Source organism: Halomonas sp. (assembly GCF_029263665.1).
In the GTDB taxonomy this organism is placed as follows: domain Bacteria; phylum Pseudomonadota; class Gammaproteobacteria; order Pseudomonadales; family Halomonadaceae; genus Halomonas.
The window spans coordinates 93,899-110,009 of the sequence record NZ_JAJUFQ010000009.1 but is presented as its reverse complement, the minus strand read 5'-3'; the positions used below and the strand labels follow the sequence as shown (position 1 = coordinate 110,009).

The following is a 16,111-nucleotide window of genomic DNA, read 5'->3' as shown; positions in this document are numbered from 1 at the left end:
CGAGAGAAGAGAGACTAAGGAAATCACATGGCTACCGAGATCAAGGCACCAACCTTTCCGGAATCCGTTGCCGAAGGTACCGTTGCTGCGTGGCACAAGCAGCCTGGCGACAGCGTGGAGCGTGACGAGCTGATCGTCGAGATCGAGACCGACAAGGTCGTGCTGGAAGTTCTGGCTCCAGAAGCGGGCACTCTGTCCGAGTCCCTGGTGGCGGAAGGCGATACCGTTGCTTCCGAGCAGATACTGGGGCGTATTGGTGAAGGAGCTGCTGCACCTAAGTCTGAGGCTCCTCAGGCTGAAGCGTCTGCACCTGCAGCGGCTCCTGCCGCAGCGGATGCCGGTGGCGAGAAGTTCGAAGTCAAGGCGCCGACCTTCCCTGAGTCCATCCAGGAAGGCACCGTTGCTGCTTGGCACAAGCAGGTAGGTGAGCCGGTCAAGCGTGATGAGGTGCTGGCCGATATCGAGACCGATAAAGTCGTGCTCGAAGTTGTTGCTCCGGCAGACGGCGCTCTGGTGGAAATCAAGACGGAAGAGGGCTCTCAGGTGGCTTCCGAAGCCTTGCTGGCCGTCTTCCAGGCAGGTGCAGGTGGCGCGGCGGCGGCTGCAGAGCCAGCAGCGGAAACAGCTGAAGAGGAAGTCTTCGAGCAGGTGGGTGACAAGATCGTGGCGCCTGCCGCTCGCAAGCTGATCGCCGAACATGGCCTCGACGTTGCTGCCATCAACGGTACAGGCAAGGATGGTCGCGTGCTCAAGGAAGACGTGCTCAAGGCCGTCAAGTCCGGCTCTGCCAAGAAAGCTGCCGCTCCGGCTGCCGCTGCTGCTCCGGTGGTGGAAGGAGAGCGTCCTGAGAAGCGTGTGCCGATGAGCCGTCTGCGTCAGACCATCGCCAAGCGTCTGGTCCAGGCTCAGCAGACTGCTGCCATGCTCACCACCTACAACGAGGTGGACATGGGCGCCGTGATGGAATTGCGCAAGCAGTACAAGGACACCTTCCTGAAAGCGCATGATGTCAAGCTTGGCTTCATGGGCTTCTTCGTCAAGGCGGCTTCCGAAGCACTCAAGCGCTTCCCGGACGTCAATGCCTCTATCGACGGCAGTGATATCGTCTATCACGGCTATCAGGATATCGGCGTTGCCGTCTCCACTGAGCGTGGCCTGGTGGTACCGGTACTGCGTGATACTGACAGCATGAAGATCGCTGATGTCGAGAAGGGCATTGTCGACTTCGGTCAGCGTGCTCGCGCTGGCAAGCTGGGCATCGATGAGATGCAGGGTGGTACCTTTACCATCACTAACGGAGGCATCTTCGGTTCTCTGATGTCCACTCCGATCCTGAACCCGCCGCAGACCGCTATCTTGGGCATGCACAAGATTCAGGAGCGCCCGATGGCGGTGAACGGCAAAGTCGAGATCCGTCCGATGATGTATCTGGCACTGTCCTACGATCACCGAATGATCGATGGTAAGGACGCAGTCCAGTTCCTGGTGACTATCAAGGAGCTGCTTGAGGATCCGGCGCGTCTGTTGCTGGAAATCTGATCCCCGCATCGATTGAGACTGACCTGAAGCCCCATGCAGTCAGAAGGTGTTCAGGCAGTCTCTCGAGGAAACGCTGAATAAATCGACCGAGCGACATGGCCACAAGATGCAAGGCATTCAGTACGCCGTGATGGTGTTGACCTGATGGTCTGCACGCTCAGGTCCTTATGCAGTGTTTCCCCAAGGAAGCGTTGCAGACAGCTGAATACATACAGGAGCCAAAATGGCCGACAAGTTTGATGTGATCGTTATTGGTGCAGGCCCCGGTGGATACGTGGCCGCTATTCGCGCTGCCCAGCTGGGTCTGAAGACCGCCTGTGTCGAGAAATGGATTGGAAAGGAAGGCAAGGTTGTTCACGGCGGTACCTGCCTGAACGTCGGCTGTATTCCGTCCAAGGCGCTGCTCGAAGCGTCTCACAAGTACGTCGAAGCCAAGCATGAGTTTGATAGCCTGGGCATTCAGACGGGTGACGTCAGTATGGACGTCTCCAAGATGATCGGCCGCAAGGAACAGATCGTCAAGAACCTGACAGGTGGCATCTCGGGCCTGTTCAAGGCCAATGGCGTGACAGCCATCGATGGTACCGGCAAGGTGGTGGCCAAGGATAAGGTGGAAGTGACTGGCCTTGATGGCAACGCCACCACCTATGAAGCCAGCCATATCGTCATCGCTGCAGGCTCTGTTCCGGTTGAAATTCCGCCGACCCCGATGACCGACGGCATTATCGTCGACTCTACCGGTGCGCTGGAATTCCAGGAAGTGCCGAAGCGTCTTGGCGTGATCGGGGCCGGTGTCATCGGTCTGGAGCTGGGCAGTGTTTGGAACCGCCTGGGCAGCGAAGTCGTCGTACTCGAGGCGCTGGATGCATTCCTGCCGATGGCGGATGCTGCCATCGCAAAGGAAGCCCAGAAACTGCTCAAGAAGCAAGGGCTGGATATCCGTCTTAACGCCCGAGTGACCGGTTCTGAGGTCAAGGGTAACGAAGTCGTCGTCAAGTACGAGGACGGTGAAGGTGCGCAGGAAATCACCTTCGACAAGCTGATCGTGTGTGTGGGCCGTCGTCCCTACACCAAGGGCGTTGTTGCTGATGGTCTGGGCATCGAGCTCGACCAGCGTGGCTTCATCCATGTCGATGATCAGTGCCGTACCAGCGTACCGGGCGTATATGCCATCGGTGACTGTGTACGCGGCCCCATGCTGGCCCACAAGGCATCCGAGGAAGGTGTCATGGTGGCGGACATCATCGCCGGCCATAAGGCCCAGATGAATTACGACACCATCCCGAGCGTTATCTACACCTTCCCTGAAGTCGCCTGGGTTGGCCTGTCCGAGCAGGAAGCCAAGGCCCGTGGCATCAAGGTCAAGACCGGTAGCTTCCCGTTCGCTGCCAACGGTCGTGCAATGGCCAACAATGCCACCGAAGGTATGGCCAAGATCATTGCCGATGAAGAGACTGACCGTGTACTCGGTCTGCATATTCTCGGCATGGGAGCTGGCGAGATGATTGCTCAGGGCGTCATTGCCATGGAATTCGGCTCCAGTGCCGAAGACCTGGCGCTGACCTGCTTCGCTCACCCGACCATGTCGGAAGCGGTGCATGAAGCAGCCCTGGCAGTGGACGGTCATGCCATCCACATGGCTGATCGCAAGAAGCGCAAGTAACGCGCCAGTTCTGGGAAGGTGGTATCGATGTGGTGAGGTTCTCTCGCCGTCTCGGATCGGTCCTTCCCGAGACAACAAGCGTCAGGCATCAAGGCTAAACAAGCTTCAGTGATATTCAGAAGCTTGTTTAGCAGGTCTGGCGTATCGCCTCTGGCTATGTATCGGAGGCGGTCGGTGGCGACATGAAATGACATTCTCATGAATGCAGCATGTTGCCGTTCGAGTCACATGCAACCAATGGCATGAATCGATGAACCTTCACGAGTATCAAGGTAAGCAGCTGTTTGCCGATTATGGTCTGCCCGTTTCCAAGGGCTTCGCCGTCGACACCCCTGAAGAGGCCGCTGAGGCCTGTCGCAAGATCGGTGGCGACATGTGGGTGGTCAAGGCTCAGGTCCACGCTGGTGGCCGCGGCAAGGCTGGTGGCGTCAAGCTGATCAAGAGCCCGGAAGAGGCCAAGGCCTTTGCTGAGCAGTGGCTGGGCAAGAACCTGGTGACCTATCAGACGGATGAGAATGGTCAGCCGGTTGCCAAGATCCTGGTCGAGAACTGCACTGATATTGCCAATGAGCTGTATCTGGGTGCCGTAGTCGATCGCTCCACACGCCGTGTGGTCTTCATGGCTTCCACCGAAGGTGGTGTCGAGATCGAGAAGGTCGCTGAAGAGACTCCCGAGAAGATCCTCAAGGCCGAGATTGACCCGCTGGTCGGTGCCCAGCCGTACCAGGCCCGTGAGCTGGCCTTTGCTCTGGGCCTCGAAGGCGTTCAGGTCAAGCAGTTCACCAAGATCTTCCTGGGTCTGTCAAAGATGTTCCATGACAAGGACCTGGCACTGCTCGAGATCAACCCGCTGGTGATCACCGACGAAGGCAACCTGCACTGCCTCGACGCCAAGATCAACCTGGACAGCAACGCTCTGCACCGTCATCCGGATCTGCAGGAAATGCGTGACCCGTCCCAGGAAGACGAGCGTGAAGCCGAAGCTGCCCGCTGGGAGCTGAACTATGTTGCTCTGGACGGCAACATCGGCTGCATGGTCAATGGTGCTGGTCTGGCCATGGGCACCATGGACATCGTCAACCTGCACGGCGGCAAGCCGGCCAACTTCCTTGATGTGGGCGGTGGCGCCACCAAGGAGCGTGTGGCTGAAGCCTTCAAGCTGATTCTCTCCGACGACAATGTCCAGGCTGTCCTGGTCAACATCTTCGGCGGTATCGTGCGCTGTGACATGATTGCCGAAGGCATCATCGGTGCCGTCGAGCAGGTCGGTGTCAATGTGCCGGTCGTGGTGCGTCTGGAAGGTACCAATGCCGAGCTGGGTGCCGAGAAACTGGCTTCCAGTGGTCTGAACATCATCGCTGCCCAGAGCCTCACCGATGCCGCTCAGCAGGTAGTTAAAGCAGCGGAGGGCAAGTAATGAGCATCCTGATCGACAAGAACACCAAGGTTATCTGCCAGGGTTTCACTGGCGGCCAAGGTACCTTCCATTCTGAACAGGCCATTGCCTATGGTACTCAGATGGTCGGTGGTGTGACGCCAGGCAAGGGTGGCCAGACTCACCTGGGCCTGCCGGTGTTCAACACCGTCAAGGAAGCGGTTGAGCAGACTGGCGCCGAAGCCAGCGTGATCTACGTGCCAGCTCCGTTCTGCAAGGACTCCATCCTGGAAGCCGCCAATGCAGGCATCAAGCTGATCGTGTGCATCACTGAAGGTATCCCGACGCTCGACATGCTCGACGTCAAGGTCAAGTGTGATGAGCTGGGTGTACGTCTGATCGGCCCGAACTGCCCCGGTGTCATCACTCCGGGCGAGAGCAAGATCGGCATCATGCCTGGCCATATCCACAAGCCGGGCAAGGTCGGTATCGTATCTCGTTCCGGTACCCTGACCTATGAAGCCGTCAAGCAGACCACTGATTACGGTTTCGGCCAGTCCACCTGCGTAGGTATCGGTGGTGACCCCATCCCCGGTTCCAACTTCATCGACATCCTCGAGATGTTCGAGAAGGATCCGCAGACCGAAGCCATCGTCATGATCGGTGAGATCGGCGGTACTGCCGAGGAAGAGGCTGCAGCCTACATCAAGGCCAACGTGTCCAAGCCGGTGGTGTCTTACATCGCTGGTGTCACTGCGCCTCCCGGCAAGCGTATGGGCCACGCTGGTGCCATCATCTCTGGCGGCAAGGGTACTGCGGATGAGAAGTTCGCTGCTCTGGAAGATGCCGGTGTGCGCACTGTGCGTTCTCTCGCCGAGATCGGTGAAGCACTGAAGGACGTGACCGGCTGGTAAGCCCGTTTCGTCCTGGCAGTATCGTGTCATGCAAAAGGCCACCTTCGGGTGGCCTTTTGTGTTTCCGCTGAACCGATATCGCCATCGGGGTCCTTCTGGTCAGTTCGCAGTGAGCTTGGATCGCACTTTGCGCCCCTTGAGCCAGCGCAGGGCATGAGTCATGAAGAAAGGCGCTCCGGCAAGCAGGTAAAGGTGATAACTGACCAGGCGCCAGACAACGACGGCCGCAGCGGCCTGTTCTCGATCCATCAACGGCAGCAACAGGGCGCCGACACTCACTTCGGCAGCACCGGCGCCGCCAGGCAGCATACTGAACTGCCCAGTGGCCATGGACAACATCTGAGTGAGGAAGCACCATGCCCAGGTGGCCATGCCATCACTCATCCCTCCAAGGGCATTGTCACTATTGGCTGTGATACTGCTGACGCCGACGACAGCCAGGAAAAGCAGGCTGTAGCGCAGTACCCAGTGGAGGCTGCATAACGCGAAGATGGCCACCAGTTTAGCGGGAGGTAGCTGCAAAGTCATGATGGCCGCGCGCCGACAGCGAAGTAACCTGCGGGCCAGCCAGCGGCGTCGTGATGCCTTGAACCAGTGTCTGTGGCCAAGAAGTGGCACCGACAGTGGGCGAGCACGCAGTAGCCTGGGCAGAAAATACAGCGACAGACAGAGGAGCAGGATGGTCATTATCAGGCCCAGCAAGGCTGACTCGACCAGCGCCTGATATGGCCAGTCTGTGGCGGTGGTCAGGGTCATGGTGACAATGATGCTGAGCATGAGCGTGAAGAACAGCATGTCGCAGCTCTGGTCAACCAGATAGATAGCTGCTCCCTGGGAGGGGGAATAGCCGCGCCTGGTCAACAAGGCGAGAAAGGTGGGCGGGCCTCCCGCACCCCCTGGGGTAGCACAGATGGCGAACTTGCTGGCCATTTCAATGGACAAGGCTCCAGCTTGCCCCAGACGTCCTGCGCGGCCAGCCAGCATCAGGCGCAGACGAGCCGCATTGATGTTCCAGCACACCACGGCCAAGACAGTCATCAGAGCGAAGATGGGCAGTGGAAATGCCGCAATCGCCAGGAAAGTGCCTTGACCTCCCAGCCACCAAGGTACGATCAGCGTCACGAGCAGGGCAAGGGTGAGAAGCGTGCCGTGCAGGTAGTACCGATGGGCTGACCTGGGAAAAATAGCAAGACTTTCAGCCATAGCGGCGCCGGGTCCCGTGCCCTATATCAATGAGTTCTTCATAGTGATTGAGCAGCTTGCTCATGACATTGTCCCAATCGAAGTGTCGTTCCACATAACGACGGGCGTAGCGTCCACTGGCTGCGGCATCGTTGGCGAACAGTGCTTCGGTGGCATCTGCCATGGCTCGTGGATCGAGAGGGGTGCAAAGAATACCGGCACCGAGCGGGATGTTCTCGATCAATGCTCCCGCCCTGGCGCCAATCACGGGAATGCCAGAAGCCATGGCCTCCTGAGCGACCAGGCCAAATGTTTCTCGAGTCCCTGCATGCAACATCGCATCACTGCTGGCCAGGGCACGAGCAACCTCGTGAGTACCGACGCAGCGGTCGACCACAGTGACATTGCTCGGCACCTTTTGGGGCATGCCGGGTCCCATCAATAGCATGTGATACGGAGAGCCCAATCGCTCCATGGTGGCCAGCAGCACGTCGATGTTCTTTTCTCGAGAATAGCGTCCGACGAAGATCAACAGCCGGGAATGATCGTCCAGACCCAGCCGCTGGCGCAGCTCTGGATGGCGCTTGCAGGGGTGGAAAGTGTCCAGGTCGACACCCAATGGCTGGACTCTAACGCGCTCCAGGCCCAGGGAATAGAGACGATCGGCCATGGATTGGCTGGGCGCCAGGACGCTGTCGAAGCGCGAGTAAAGGTTGACCACATAGCGCTCCAGGCGGCGACGCACGGTATTGCCAAAGCGATCTCCCATCAAGCGTGGTAGATCGGAGTGGTAAAAGCCCACCACCGGTACCCCCAGGTGCCTGCCTGCATTCAGGGCTGCCCAGGCAGTGACATAAGGGTCCCCGGCTTCGATCAGGTCGGGAGCCAGGTCCACAAGGGCATCACGCCAAGGGCGGGTACGCAAGGGAAAGCGATAGCTCTGACCCAGCGGTAGTTTCATGGCCGGCAGGTAGTGGTGGTCGCCCAGGCTGTCGTGTTCTGCGCCAGGAACCAGGAGGCTGGTGCGCAGATCCGCGTCGCGGTTGAATATACGGTGCTTGGCCTGAAGGTAGGTTCTGACCCCGCCACTGGCGGGAGCATGGAACATGGTCACGTCAGCAATGTGCATAGGTTCCTCCTGAACCCGCCTTGAAGATGCCTCCCAGCCTATGGCGTTGATACGACAGTTTTGCGACAGCCCGGAGCATGGTGCATGTCCGGTTTGCGGTATTAACAAATCAAATGCCAGGCATTCGAAAATATCCTTGGCAGTGCTGTTAATGATTCCTTAGTTTTGACAAGGAGTTAGGTGGAGTTGCATGCCTGGAACAATGACAAGACAGGAAGGATGCGCGAGTGAGTGACATGAGCGAAAGGAATGAAAGAGGCAAGGTAAGCCGGCGAGATTTTCTCAATACGACCGGTAAGCTGACGGCAGCATGCGCTCTGGTGGGAGCAGGGAACGGAAGCGTTCAGGCGGGCGATATCTCTGGCCAGCAGGGAGAGGGCAGCGATGAGCGCCAGAAGGTGATTGCCGACCGCCATTACTATCTGGGAGATGTCCGGCTAGAGGAGGGGTTCGAATATGACGGCGATACCGTCATAGGCACTCGGACAGTCTTGTACACTCTTGAACTCAAGGATGGCAAGATCGCCAGTATTCTCCCTGCCGGTGCCCCCCTGGATGCCAGTTTGCCGCGCTACAGTGCCCAAGGCCGTCTGGCCCTGCCGGCAACCCGTGACATGCACATTCATCTGGACAAGACATTCTATGGCGGGCCATGGCGGGCTCCTCGCTCACGCCAGGGCAAAAACATTGCGGACATGATCGCACTGGAACAGCAGCTGTTGCCTGAACTGCTACCGACATCGCAGCAGCGGGCCGAGGCATTGATTGCACTGCTCCAGGCCCACGGCAGTACTCAGGCCAGAAGTCACTGCAATATCGATCCGGTCAGCGGATTGAAAAGCCTGGAACATTTGCAAAAGGCCCTGGACAACCATCGTGACAGTTTCTCTTGCGAGATCGTGGCCTTTCCACAGCACGGCTTACTGCGTTCCAATGTCGATGGCTTGATGCGCGAGGCCATGCAGATGGGCGTTCAGTACGTTGGAGGCCTGGATCCTACCAATGTGGATGGAAACATGGAGGCCTCACTGGATGCGATGTTCCAGATCGCCATCGACTATGATGCCAAGGTCGATATCCATCTTCATGAGACGGGGCCCTCGGGGGCTGCTGCGATCCGCTACATGACGGACACGGTTGAGGCGACGCCTGAGCTGCATGGCAAGCTGACGCTCAGTCATGCCTTTGCCCTTGGCACTTTGGATGCAGCAGCGGTTGACGAGCTTGCGACCCGCTTTGCCCAGCAGCAGATCAGCATTGCCTCCACAGTGCCGATCGGTGAACTGGTCATGCCACTGCCGGCGCTGTATGCCAAGGGTGTCAAAGTGATGACCGGCACCGACAGTGTGATCGACCATTGGTCCCCCTTCGGTACGGGCGACGTCATGACCAAGGCCAACCTCTTTGCTCAGTTGTATGGCGCCATAGATGAGTTTGCACTATCGCGTTCGCTGGCGATTGCCACCGGAGACATACTGCCTCTGGATGAGCATGGGCAACGTCAGTGGCCGGCCGTGGGTAATGATGCCCGCTTCGTGCTGACCGATGCCAGTTGCTCTGCTGAACAGGTAGCGAGGGTCTCGCCCCGCCAGGCGACGTTCCATGATGGCCGGTTGGTGGCAGGGGAAGTCTGGAAAGCGTGACGCACTGAGCGCCAGTTCACCGACACAAGCGCCCCTTGAGGGCGCTTGTTTTTTTGTAATTCGTGGCTAGGTTTCGCTCTCGGAATAGCGCATTGCCCAATTGACCAGCAGATTGGTGCCGGTTTCCAATGCCTCTTCATCAATGTTGAAGTGAGGAGAATGATTCGGTGCTGCTTCACTGAGAGGCGTATCCGCAGGTGTGGCTCCGAGCATCACGAACATTCCAGGGACTTCCTGGGCATAGTAGGAAAAGTCCTCTGACGGCATGCGTAGAGCGGTTTCGATGACCTTGTCATCACCGACAACCTCGCGAAGTACGGTCAGCATCTTCTCGGTTAGCTGTGGATCGTTGACAGTCACGGGATAGCCCTCATGAATGTGGACTTCAGCCTCGGCCCCCTGAGCCTGGGCAGTGGACTCGGCCACACGTGTCAGACTTTCCAGTACCTGGCTGCGAATGTCCATGTCGAAATTTCGGATGGTCCCTTCCATCCTGACTTCATCCGGAATAATGTTCTGGCGCAGGCCGCCATCGATGATGCCATAGGAAATCACGGCGGGCGCACTGCTCAGATCGACCTGGCGGGAGACAATGGATTGTGAATTGGTCACGATCTGGGATGCTGTCACGATAGGGTCGATGCCATTCCAGGGCAGACCACCGTGGGTCTGCCGTCCTTTGACCCGAATTTCGAAGCTATCTGAAGAGGCAAGTATTGGACCGCTGCGGTAGGCGACTGTGCCGGTATGCAAGTTGGTTCCGAGATGAATGCCGAAGATGGCTTCCGGGGCATAGTCATCGAAGATGCCTTCGTCCAGCATCTGTTTGGCCCCCCAACTGTCTACATTGGACATGCCTTCTTCAGCAGGCTGGAAGATGAACAGGATATTACCGTGTAACTCATCGCGCATGGCAGCAAGCTGCTCGGCAGCGCCCATCAGCATGGCGACGTGGCCATCATGGCCGCAGGCGTGCATCACGCCGACTTCCTTGCCATCAAGCCTGGCAGTGGCTTCTGACTTGAAAGGCAGGTCGACCTGTTCCGTGACGGGCAGTGCATCCATGTCAGCACGCAGTGCAATGGTAGGGCCTGGCTTGCCACCTTCAAGGAAGCCGACCACGCCGGTCACAGCAATACCTGTCCTGACTTCCATGCCCAGTGACTTCAGGTGATCGGCCACCAGGCCTGCGGTACGGGTTTCCTGATTACCCAACTCTGGGTGCTGATGAATATCGCGTCGCCATTCTATGACCTTGGCTGCGAGGGTGTTGTCGATGGAGACCGGCGATGATTGCGCAAAGGCAAAGGAAGGTGCAAGGGAGGCGCCAATGATAGCGGCCCATAGGCGGGAGGATGTCATCCAGACTCCTTATTATCTCTATGCTATGGATGAGTACGATCGACATGCAGAAGGTCGTCGTAAAAACGGCGCCCCATGGGGCGCCGTAGGTGTGTATAGCATAGAAGAGAGGATCAGGCAGCAGGGCGGGCCACCAAGGAGCGGGTCTCCTCGCGGGCTTCGGTCAAGACGACCTGAATCTGGTCGCCCAGCTTGAAGCGTTCTTCCCCCTCGATCTGGATGCGGCCTTCCTTGTCATCCACTACTACCTTGTCGCGATCGGCGTGCATCAGCGGCGCTGGGACGAAGGCCGTGGCGCCATTGGCTGTCAGGCGCACACGCATGCCACCACGATTGATGGCGATGATCTCGGCATCGAAGGCCTCGCCGGAAACTGCAGACGGAGCCAGGAAGCGTACGTACAGCCAGTCCTTGACATCGCGTTCGGCCATGCGGTTCAGGCGGCGACGCTCGGTCAACTGCTCGGTGAGCTGCTGACTGGCTTCGGCGGGCGCCTGTTCGCCTTTGAGGACTCGCTTGATCAGGCGATGGTTGACCATGTCGCCGTATTTACGGATCGGGGACGTCCAGGTAGCGTAAGCCGGTAGACCCAGACCGAAGTGAGGGCCTGGCTGAGCAGACATGCTGGTAAAGCCTTGGAACTTGCGCAGACGGGCGTCGAGCCAGGCATCATCACGGCTTTCCAACGCACGCTTGAGTTCCTTGTAACGCGCCAGGTCGGTCAGCGCGTCGCACTCGACAGCGATTTCCTGGCTTGCCAGGAAGTTTTGCGCCGCTTCTGCCTTGTCGTTATCAAAAGCATGGTGAACATTGAAGATGCCGTGCCCCACGTGGGTAGCCAGCAGGTCTGCACAGCAAGCATTGGCAGCGATCATCGACTCTTCGATCATGCGATTGGCAATGCGCCGTTCTTCCGTGCGGATGGCCAGCACATTACCGGCCTCATCCAGGTCGAAGACATAATCGGGGCGGTCCTTGAACACCAGGGCATGCTGTTCACGCCAGGCGCTCCGCGCCTCTGTCATGTCGCGCAGCAGCTTGAGCTGCGCGGCAATGTTGTCTGCAGGGGTGTATTCACTCTGGCCTTCATCTTCCAACCAGTTGGAGACTTGATCGTAGATCAAGCGTGCATGCGAGCGCATGGTGGCGGCAAAGAAGCGATAGCCACCCAGGCTGCCATCGGCGTTGATCTCCAGGCTGCAGGCAAGGACCGGGCGCTCTTGGTCCTGATGCAGTGAGCACAGGTCATCGGCCAGTTGCTCCGGCAGCATGGTCACGTTCTGGCCCGGCAGGTAGACCGTAAAGGCGCGGGTACGGGCTTCCAGATCGGCGGCGTGGCCTTCTTCCACGTAGGCAGTAGGATCAGCGATGGCCACGGACAGCGTCCAGCCACCCTGTTCGCGGGGCTCGATGCTCAGGGCATCGTCCATGTCGCGGGTTTTTTCGCCGTCAATAGTGAAAAAGGGCACGGCTGTCAGGTCTTCTCGGGTCAGACCTTCATCACGCAGCGTCCAGTCACTGCCAGCATCCGGGCATTCCTGCTCCAGCGCATGTCGGGCCAATGTCACGCGCCACGGCACTGCCGGGTTATCGACCTTGGCTACCAGCTCATCGATCTGAGTGAAGAAGGCACGGTCGTCAGGCTTGAGCGGGTGGCGCACCAGACGTGCCACGACCCAATCACCATTTCCGATGTCGTTTTCGTCGATACCACGCTTGATGCGTGCCTTGAGCACATTCTTGATCGACGGATGGTCCGGCACCACGGCCAGGCGCCCATCACGCTTCTGCACCCGGGCGATGAAGCGCTCCATATTGGTTTCGATCAACGTGTCGGGTTCTACCGACTTGCGCTCACCATCTTCATGCAGGACGGCTTCGACACGATCACCGTGCAGAACCTGCTTCATGGCAGGGGGCGGTACGAAGTAGGACTCTCCATCATCGGTTTCCAGAAAACCGAAGCCCTTTTCCGTTGCTTTGATGACACCGCTGACACGTGGAGTGTTTTCGCGGATCTGTTGCTTGAGCTGAGCCAGCAAGGCGTTGTTCTGCAGCATGGTCACGATCGAGTGGCGAGAAGTAAGGAGGCCACTATACGGATTGTTCGAGCCGGGGCCAAACCCTGAACCGGTCGACTACGCCAAATCAACGGTTTGCGCGCGTCTGTAACCCCCCTTAGGCGCATGGGCAGCACTCTTGAGGCACATGAATGTGCGCTAGGGCAAAGTTTGGATGGCCATGCGACTAAATTGGTATTTAAGTGGTATGTCCTGGATGTCACATTGGTTCTATATTGGTCCTATGCAGATCCGGTCATGATCATTCACCCATCAATGGATCATGTCCTGACAGCTGTTGCCCTTGCAGTTGACGCTCATACAGCCATCGCCTGACGACTATCGAGATGCCCGCATGGATTCACGATTTGAACGCCTGAAACTCGACGCTTCCCTGGCGACACCGCTATATCGCCAATTGGCCAGCCAGCTTGAAATCGCTATTCGCTCAGGGGAGTGGCGGGCAGGAGAAGCCCTGCCTTCGGAACGCAATCTGGCCGAGGCACTGGCGGTATCCCGAATCACGGCACGCAACGCTCTGGACCAGCTGGAGGAAAGTGGCCTGATCCGCCGTGATCGAGGGTCCGGCACCTTCATTCGTCCCAGCATGAATCAGTCGCTCGCCCGCTTGGTCAGTTTCAGCGAGATGCTGACCCAAAGAGGGTTTACCCCACGTTCAGAGTGGCTGGTCCGGGAACTGTGCCAGCCGGGCAGTGAGGAAAATCTGCGTCTGGGCCTGCCTGCCAATGCTCAGGTGGCCAGACTCAAGCGCTTGCGCCTGGCGGATGACGTGGTGATGGCGGTCGAGGAAACCTGCATGCCGATTACCGTCATGCCGGACCCTCGTGTGGTGGAGACCTCGTTGTACCGCTGCCTGGAAGAAGCCGGCCAGCCCATCGTTCGCGCTCAGCAGCAGATAACGGCAGTGAACGCAGGAGAGGAACTGGCCCGGTTGGCTGAGGTACCTATCGGCCAGGCGCTGCTCAAGGTCACGCGTCTGGGATATCTGGCCGATGGCACTCCGGCCGAACTGACGGTGACCTACTGCCGTACCGATTACTACGACTTCAGCGTCGAACTGGCGCGCTAGGAGAATTCCATGTCCCAATCTTCCTCCACGCTACATGGCAACATCCTGACATCGGAGGGTTGGCTACTAGGTGAACTGAAGATGGTGGATGGCCGTATCGCTGCCATTGAAGGCCATCCGGTGGATCCTGACGACAATGACCTGCCAAGACTCCTGCCTGGCTTCGTCGACTTGCATGTCCACGGTGGCGGGGGAGCCGACACCATGGAAGGGGGCGATGCCGTCGCCACCTTGGCGGCCACCCATGTGCGCTTTGGCACTACCAGCCTGCTGGCGACGACCATGACCGCTTCCCAGTCAGAGATTCGCCAGGTGCTCGGGGATATTGCCCACTATATGGAAGCACCCGAACCACAGGCTGCGAGAGTGGTCGGTGTACATCTGGAAGGCCCCTACATCAACCCGGGCAAGCTTGGGGCACAACCCGCCGAGGCCCAGGTGGCGACCATTGCCGAGCTTGATGAGCTGTTGGCACTGGCACCGATACTACTGGTGACCCTGGCACCGGAGCTGTCCGGTCATCACGATGTGATTCGCTACCTCAGTGAGAAGGGGGTGCGTGTTCAACTCGGTCATACCCTCGGTAGCTATGAGGAAGGTGTCGATGCCATGGCGCATGGCGCCTGTGGCTTCGCGCATCTATTCAATGCCATGACCGGGCTGCATCACCGTAAGCCGGGCATGGTGGGTGCGGCCTTGGCCCATGCCGAATATGCCGAACTCATTCCTGACCTGCTGCATGTGCACCCCGGTGCCATTCGTACGGCCCTGCGCTGCATACCTCGCCTCTATGCCGTGACGGATTCAACGGCGGCAGCAGGCATGCCGGATGGTGATTACAAGCTGGGTGCACAGACGGTCACCAAATGCCTTGGCGGTGTCCGGCTGGCAGATGGCACCTTGGCAGGCAGCACACTGACCATGGACCAGGCACTGCGTAATTTCGTCAGCCTGGGTCTGACGCTTGAAGAAGCCTCACATCGTCTCTCCCTCTACCCCGCGGATTTCCTCGCGCGGCACGATATCGGTCGCCTGAGTGTGGGGGCACAAGCCGACGTCGTGGAGTTCGACGCTGAGCTCAATCTATTGTCCGTCCATGTGGGCGGTAGTCTCGTATCTGGAGAATCCTATGTCTCTCATGCTTGAAGAAGCGCTGAATGCGCCAGAGCGCGTGCGTGGCCAACTGGCACGTAACCAGTCAGTACTGAGTGAGCTGGGTGAGCGTCTGCGCTCCGAAGCGCCCCGAGCCGCAATGACCGTGGCTCGAGGCAGCTCTGATCATGCCGCCAGCTACCTGGCCTACTTGTGCATGCAGAGCCGGGGAATCCCGGTTGCTTCATTACCGCCGTCCCTGTCCACGCTCAGCAACGCCCCCTGGAAATTGGAAGGGCAACTTGCCATAGCGATTTCCCAGTCCGGCCAGAGCCCCGACCTGGTGGCTAGCCAGAAGGCTCTGAAAGAGGGAGGAGCCTTGACCTTGGCTCTGGTCAATACGCCGGAATCTCCTTTGGGCAAGATCAGTGATGTTGAAATACCGCTATTTGCCGGAGAAGAGCGCAGCGTGGCAGCTACCAAGAGTTATCTGGCCACTCTGTCCGCGGCAGCGCAACTGATGGCCTACTGGAATGATGACCAGACGCTGCTGGGGGCGCTGGAGGAACTGCCCGATCGCCTTGGCGAGGCGACTGTACAGGACTGGAGTTCAGCGCTGGATGTGCTGGGCAACAGCGAACGTCTGATGGTGATCGGACGCGGACCCGGTCTGGCCATTGCCCAGGAGGCCGCCCTCAAGTTCAAGGAAACTTGTGCCATCCAGGCCGAGCCGTTCAGTGGGGCGGAAGTGCGTCATGGCCCCATGGCATTGATCGAGCCCGGATATCCCGTGCTGGTGTTCGCACCGCCAGGACCAGAACAAGCAGGGTTGCTGGAGCTGGCTGAATGGTTGGGCAGCGTGGGGGCCAGGGTGTTGCTGGCAGCGGATGAGCGCGTTGCCCAACGTCACCTCACGTTAGCCGATGCCGGTCATGAAGCGCTGCAGCCGTTGTCGGTCATCCAGAGCTTCTATCCCATGGTGGCGCACCTGGCACAGGTTCGGGGCATTGACCCAGACCAGCCGCGTCATTTGAGGAAAGTCACCTGCACGCTCTGAGCGAA

Annotated in this window: 12 protein-coding genes; 8 read left to right on the top strand and 4 right to left on the bottom strand. The window is 58.7% G+C overall.

Annotated elements, in window-relative coordinates:
• Window positions 1-27 precede the first annotated feature (27 nt).
• The 4 genes from odhB to sucD all read left to right on the top strand — a co-directional run bounded on the left by odhB (window position 28) and on the right by sucD (window position 5,491).
• Window positions 28-1,539: a 2-oxoglutarate dehydrogenase complex dihydrolipoyllysine-residue succinyltransferase gene (gene odhB, locus Q1K07_RS11405; protein ID WP_300310885.1), complete on the top strand. Its 1,512-nt coding sequence runs from the start codon at window positions 28-30 to the stop codon at window positions 1,537-1,539.
• A 223-nt stretch (window positions 1,540-1,762) separates the two neighbouring features.
• On the top strand, window positions 1,763-3,202 hold the full coding sequence (gene lpdA, locus Q1K07_RS11400) for a dihydrolipoyl dehydrogenase (RefSeq protein ID WP_300310883.1): 1,440 nt from the start codon (window positions 1,763-1,765) through the stop codon (window positions 3,200-3,202).
• 250 nt (window positions 3,203-3,452) lie between these two features.
• Window positions 3,453-4,619: an ADP-forming succinate--CoA ligase subunit beta gene (gene sucC / locus Q1K07_RS11395; RefSeq protein WP_149284092.1), complete on the top strand. Its 1,167-nt coding sequence runs from the start codon at window positions 3,453-3,455 to the stop codon at window positions 4,617-4,619.
• Window positions 4,619-5,491 carry a succinate--CoA ligase subunit alpha gene (gene sucD / locus Q1K07_RS11390; RefSeq protein ID WP_300310880.1) on the top strand — a complete coding sequence of 291 codons (873 nt, stop codon included), beginning with the start codon at window positions 4,619-4,621 and terminating at the stop codon, window positions 5,489-5,491. The genes sucC and sucD overlap by 1 nt, the downstream gene beginning before the upstream one ends.
• A gap of 99 nt (window positions 5,492-5,590) precedes the next feature.
• Here sucD and Q1K07_RS11385 read toward each other — a convergent pair whose 3' ends face one another.
• On the bottom strand, window positions 5,591-6,694 hold the full coding sequence (locus Q1K07_RS11385; protein WP_300310878.1) for a lysylphosphatidylglycerol synthase transmembrane domain-containing protein: 1,104 nt from the start codon (window positions 6,692-6,694) through the stop codon (window positions 5,591-5,593).
• Complete coding sequence (locus Q1K07_RS11380) at window positions 6,687-7,802, bottom strand: glycosyltransferase (protein ID WP_300310876.1); 1,116 nt, start codon at window positions 7,800-7,802, stop codon at window positions 6,687-6,689. Before Q1K07_RS11380 ends, Q1K07_RS11385 begins: the two co-directional genes overlap by 8 nt.
• Before the next feature lie 236 nt (window positions 7,803-8,038).
• Between Q1K07_RS11380 and Q1K07_RS11375 the strand changes: the two genes are divergently transcribed.
• Window positions 8,039-9,445, top strand: a complete 1,407-nt coding sequence (locus Q1K07_RS11375; protein WP_300310874.1) for an amidohydrolase family protein — start codon at window positions 8,039-8,041, stop codon at window positions 9,443-9,445.
• Window positions 9,446-9,511: 66 nt separating this feature from the next.
• Here the strand turns inward: Q1K07_RS11375 and Q1K07_RS11370 are convergent, their stop codons facing one another.
• Both Q1K07_RS11370 and Q1K07_RS11365 read right to left on the bottom strand, forming a co-directional pair.
• A complete protein-coding gene (locus Q1K07_RS11370) occupies window positions 9,512-10,807 on the bottom strand; it encodes an amidohydrolase (RefSeq protein WP_300310872.1) in 1,296 nt (431 codons plus the stop codon).
• 113 nt (window positions 10,808-10,920) lie between these two features.
• A complete protein-coding gene (locus Q1K07_RS11365; protein ID WP_300310870.1) occupies window positions 10,921-12,867 on the bottom strand; it encodes an exoribonuclease II in 1,947 nt (648 codons plus the stop codon).
• Window positions 12,868-13,222: 355 nt separating this feature from the next.
• On the opposite strand from Q1K07_RS11365, the gene Q1K07_RS11360 reads away from it, so the two are divergent.
• Genes Q1K07_RS11360 through Q1K07_RS11350 form a run of 3 tightly spaced genes read left to right on the top strand, consistent with a single transcriptional unit; the run spans window position 13,223 to window position 16,106 of the window.
• Complete coding sequence (locus tag Q1K07_RS11360) at window positions 13,223-13,957, top strand: GntR family transcriptional regulator (protein WP_300310868.1); 735 nt, start codon at window positions 13,223-13,225, stop codon at window positions 13,955-13,957.
• Window positions 13,958-13,966: 9 nt separating this feature from the next.
• Entirely contained in the window at window positions 13,967-15,103 is a 1,137-nt protein-coding gene (nagA, locus tag Q1K07_RS11355) for an N-acetylglucosamine-6-phosphate deacetylase (RefSeq protein WP_300310866.1), read from the top strand.
• Window positions 15,087-16,106, top strand: coding sequence for an SIS domain-containing protein (locus tag Q1K07_RS11350; RefSeq protein WP_300310864.1), 1,020 nt, complete (start codon window positions 15,087-15,089; stop codon window positions 16,104-16,106). The genes nagA and Q1K07_RS11350 overlap by 17 nt, the downstream gene beginning before the upstream one ends.
• The last annotated feature ends 5 nt before the right edge of the window (window positions 16,107-16,111 follow it).

Coding starts and splice junctions, on each gene's coding strand:
- odhB (WP_300310885.1), top strand. CDS start 28: ATGGCTACCGAGATCAAGGCACCAACCTTTCCGGAATCCGTTGCCGAA.
- lpdA (WP_300310883.1), top strand. CDS start 1,763: ATGGCCGACAAGTTTGATGTGATCGTTATTGGTGCAGGCCCCGGTGGA.
- sucC (WP_149284092.1), top strand. CDS start 3,453: ATGAACCTTCACGAGTATCAAGGTAAGCAGCTGTTTGCCGATTATGGT.
- sucD (WP_300310880.1), top strand. CDS start 4,619: ATGAGCATCCTGATCGACAAGAACACCAAGGTTATCTGCCAGGGTTTC.
- Q1K07_RS11385 (WP_300310878.1), bottom strand. CDS start 6,694: ATGGCTGAAAGTCTTGCTATTTTTCCCAGGTCAGCCCATCGGTACTAC.
- Q1K07_RS11380 (WP_300310876.1), bottom strand. CDS start 7,802: ATGCACATTGCTGACGTGACCATGTTCCATGCTCCCGCCAGTGGCGGG.
- Q1K07_RS11375 (WP_300310874.1), top strand. CDS start 8,039: ATGAGCGAAAGGAATGAAAGAGGCAAGGTAAGCCGGCGAGATTTTCTC.
- Q1K07_RS11370 (WP_300310872.1), bottom strand. CDS start 10,807: ATGACATCCTCCCGCCTATGGGCCGCTATCATTGGCGCCTCCCTTGCA.
- Q1K07_RS11365 (WP_300310870.1), bottom strand. CDS start 12,867: ATGCTGCAGAACAACGCCTTGCTGGCTCAGCTCAAGCAACAGATCCGC.
- Q1K07_RS11360 (WP_300310868.1), top strand. CDS start 13,223: ATGGATTCACGATTTGAACGCCTGAAACTCGACGCTTCCCTGGCGACA.
- nagA (WP_300310866.1), top strand. CDS start 13,967: ATGTCCCAATCTTCCTCCACGCTACATGGCAACATCCTGACATCGGAG.
- Q1K07_RS11350 (WP_300310864.1), top strand. CDS start 15,087: ATGTCTCTCATGCTTGAAGAAGCGCTGAATGCGCCAGAGCGCGTGCGT.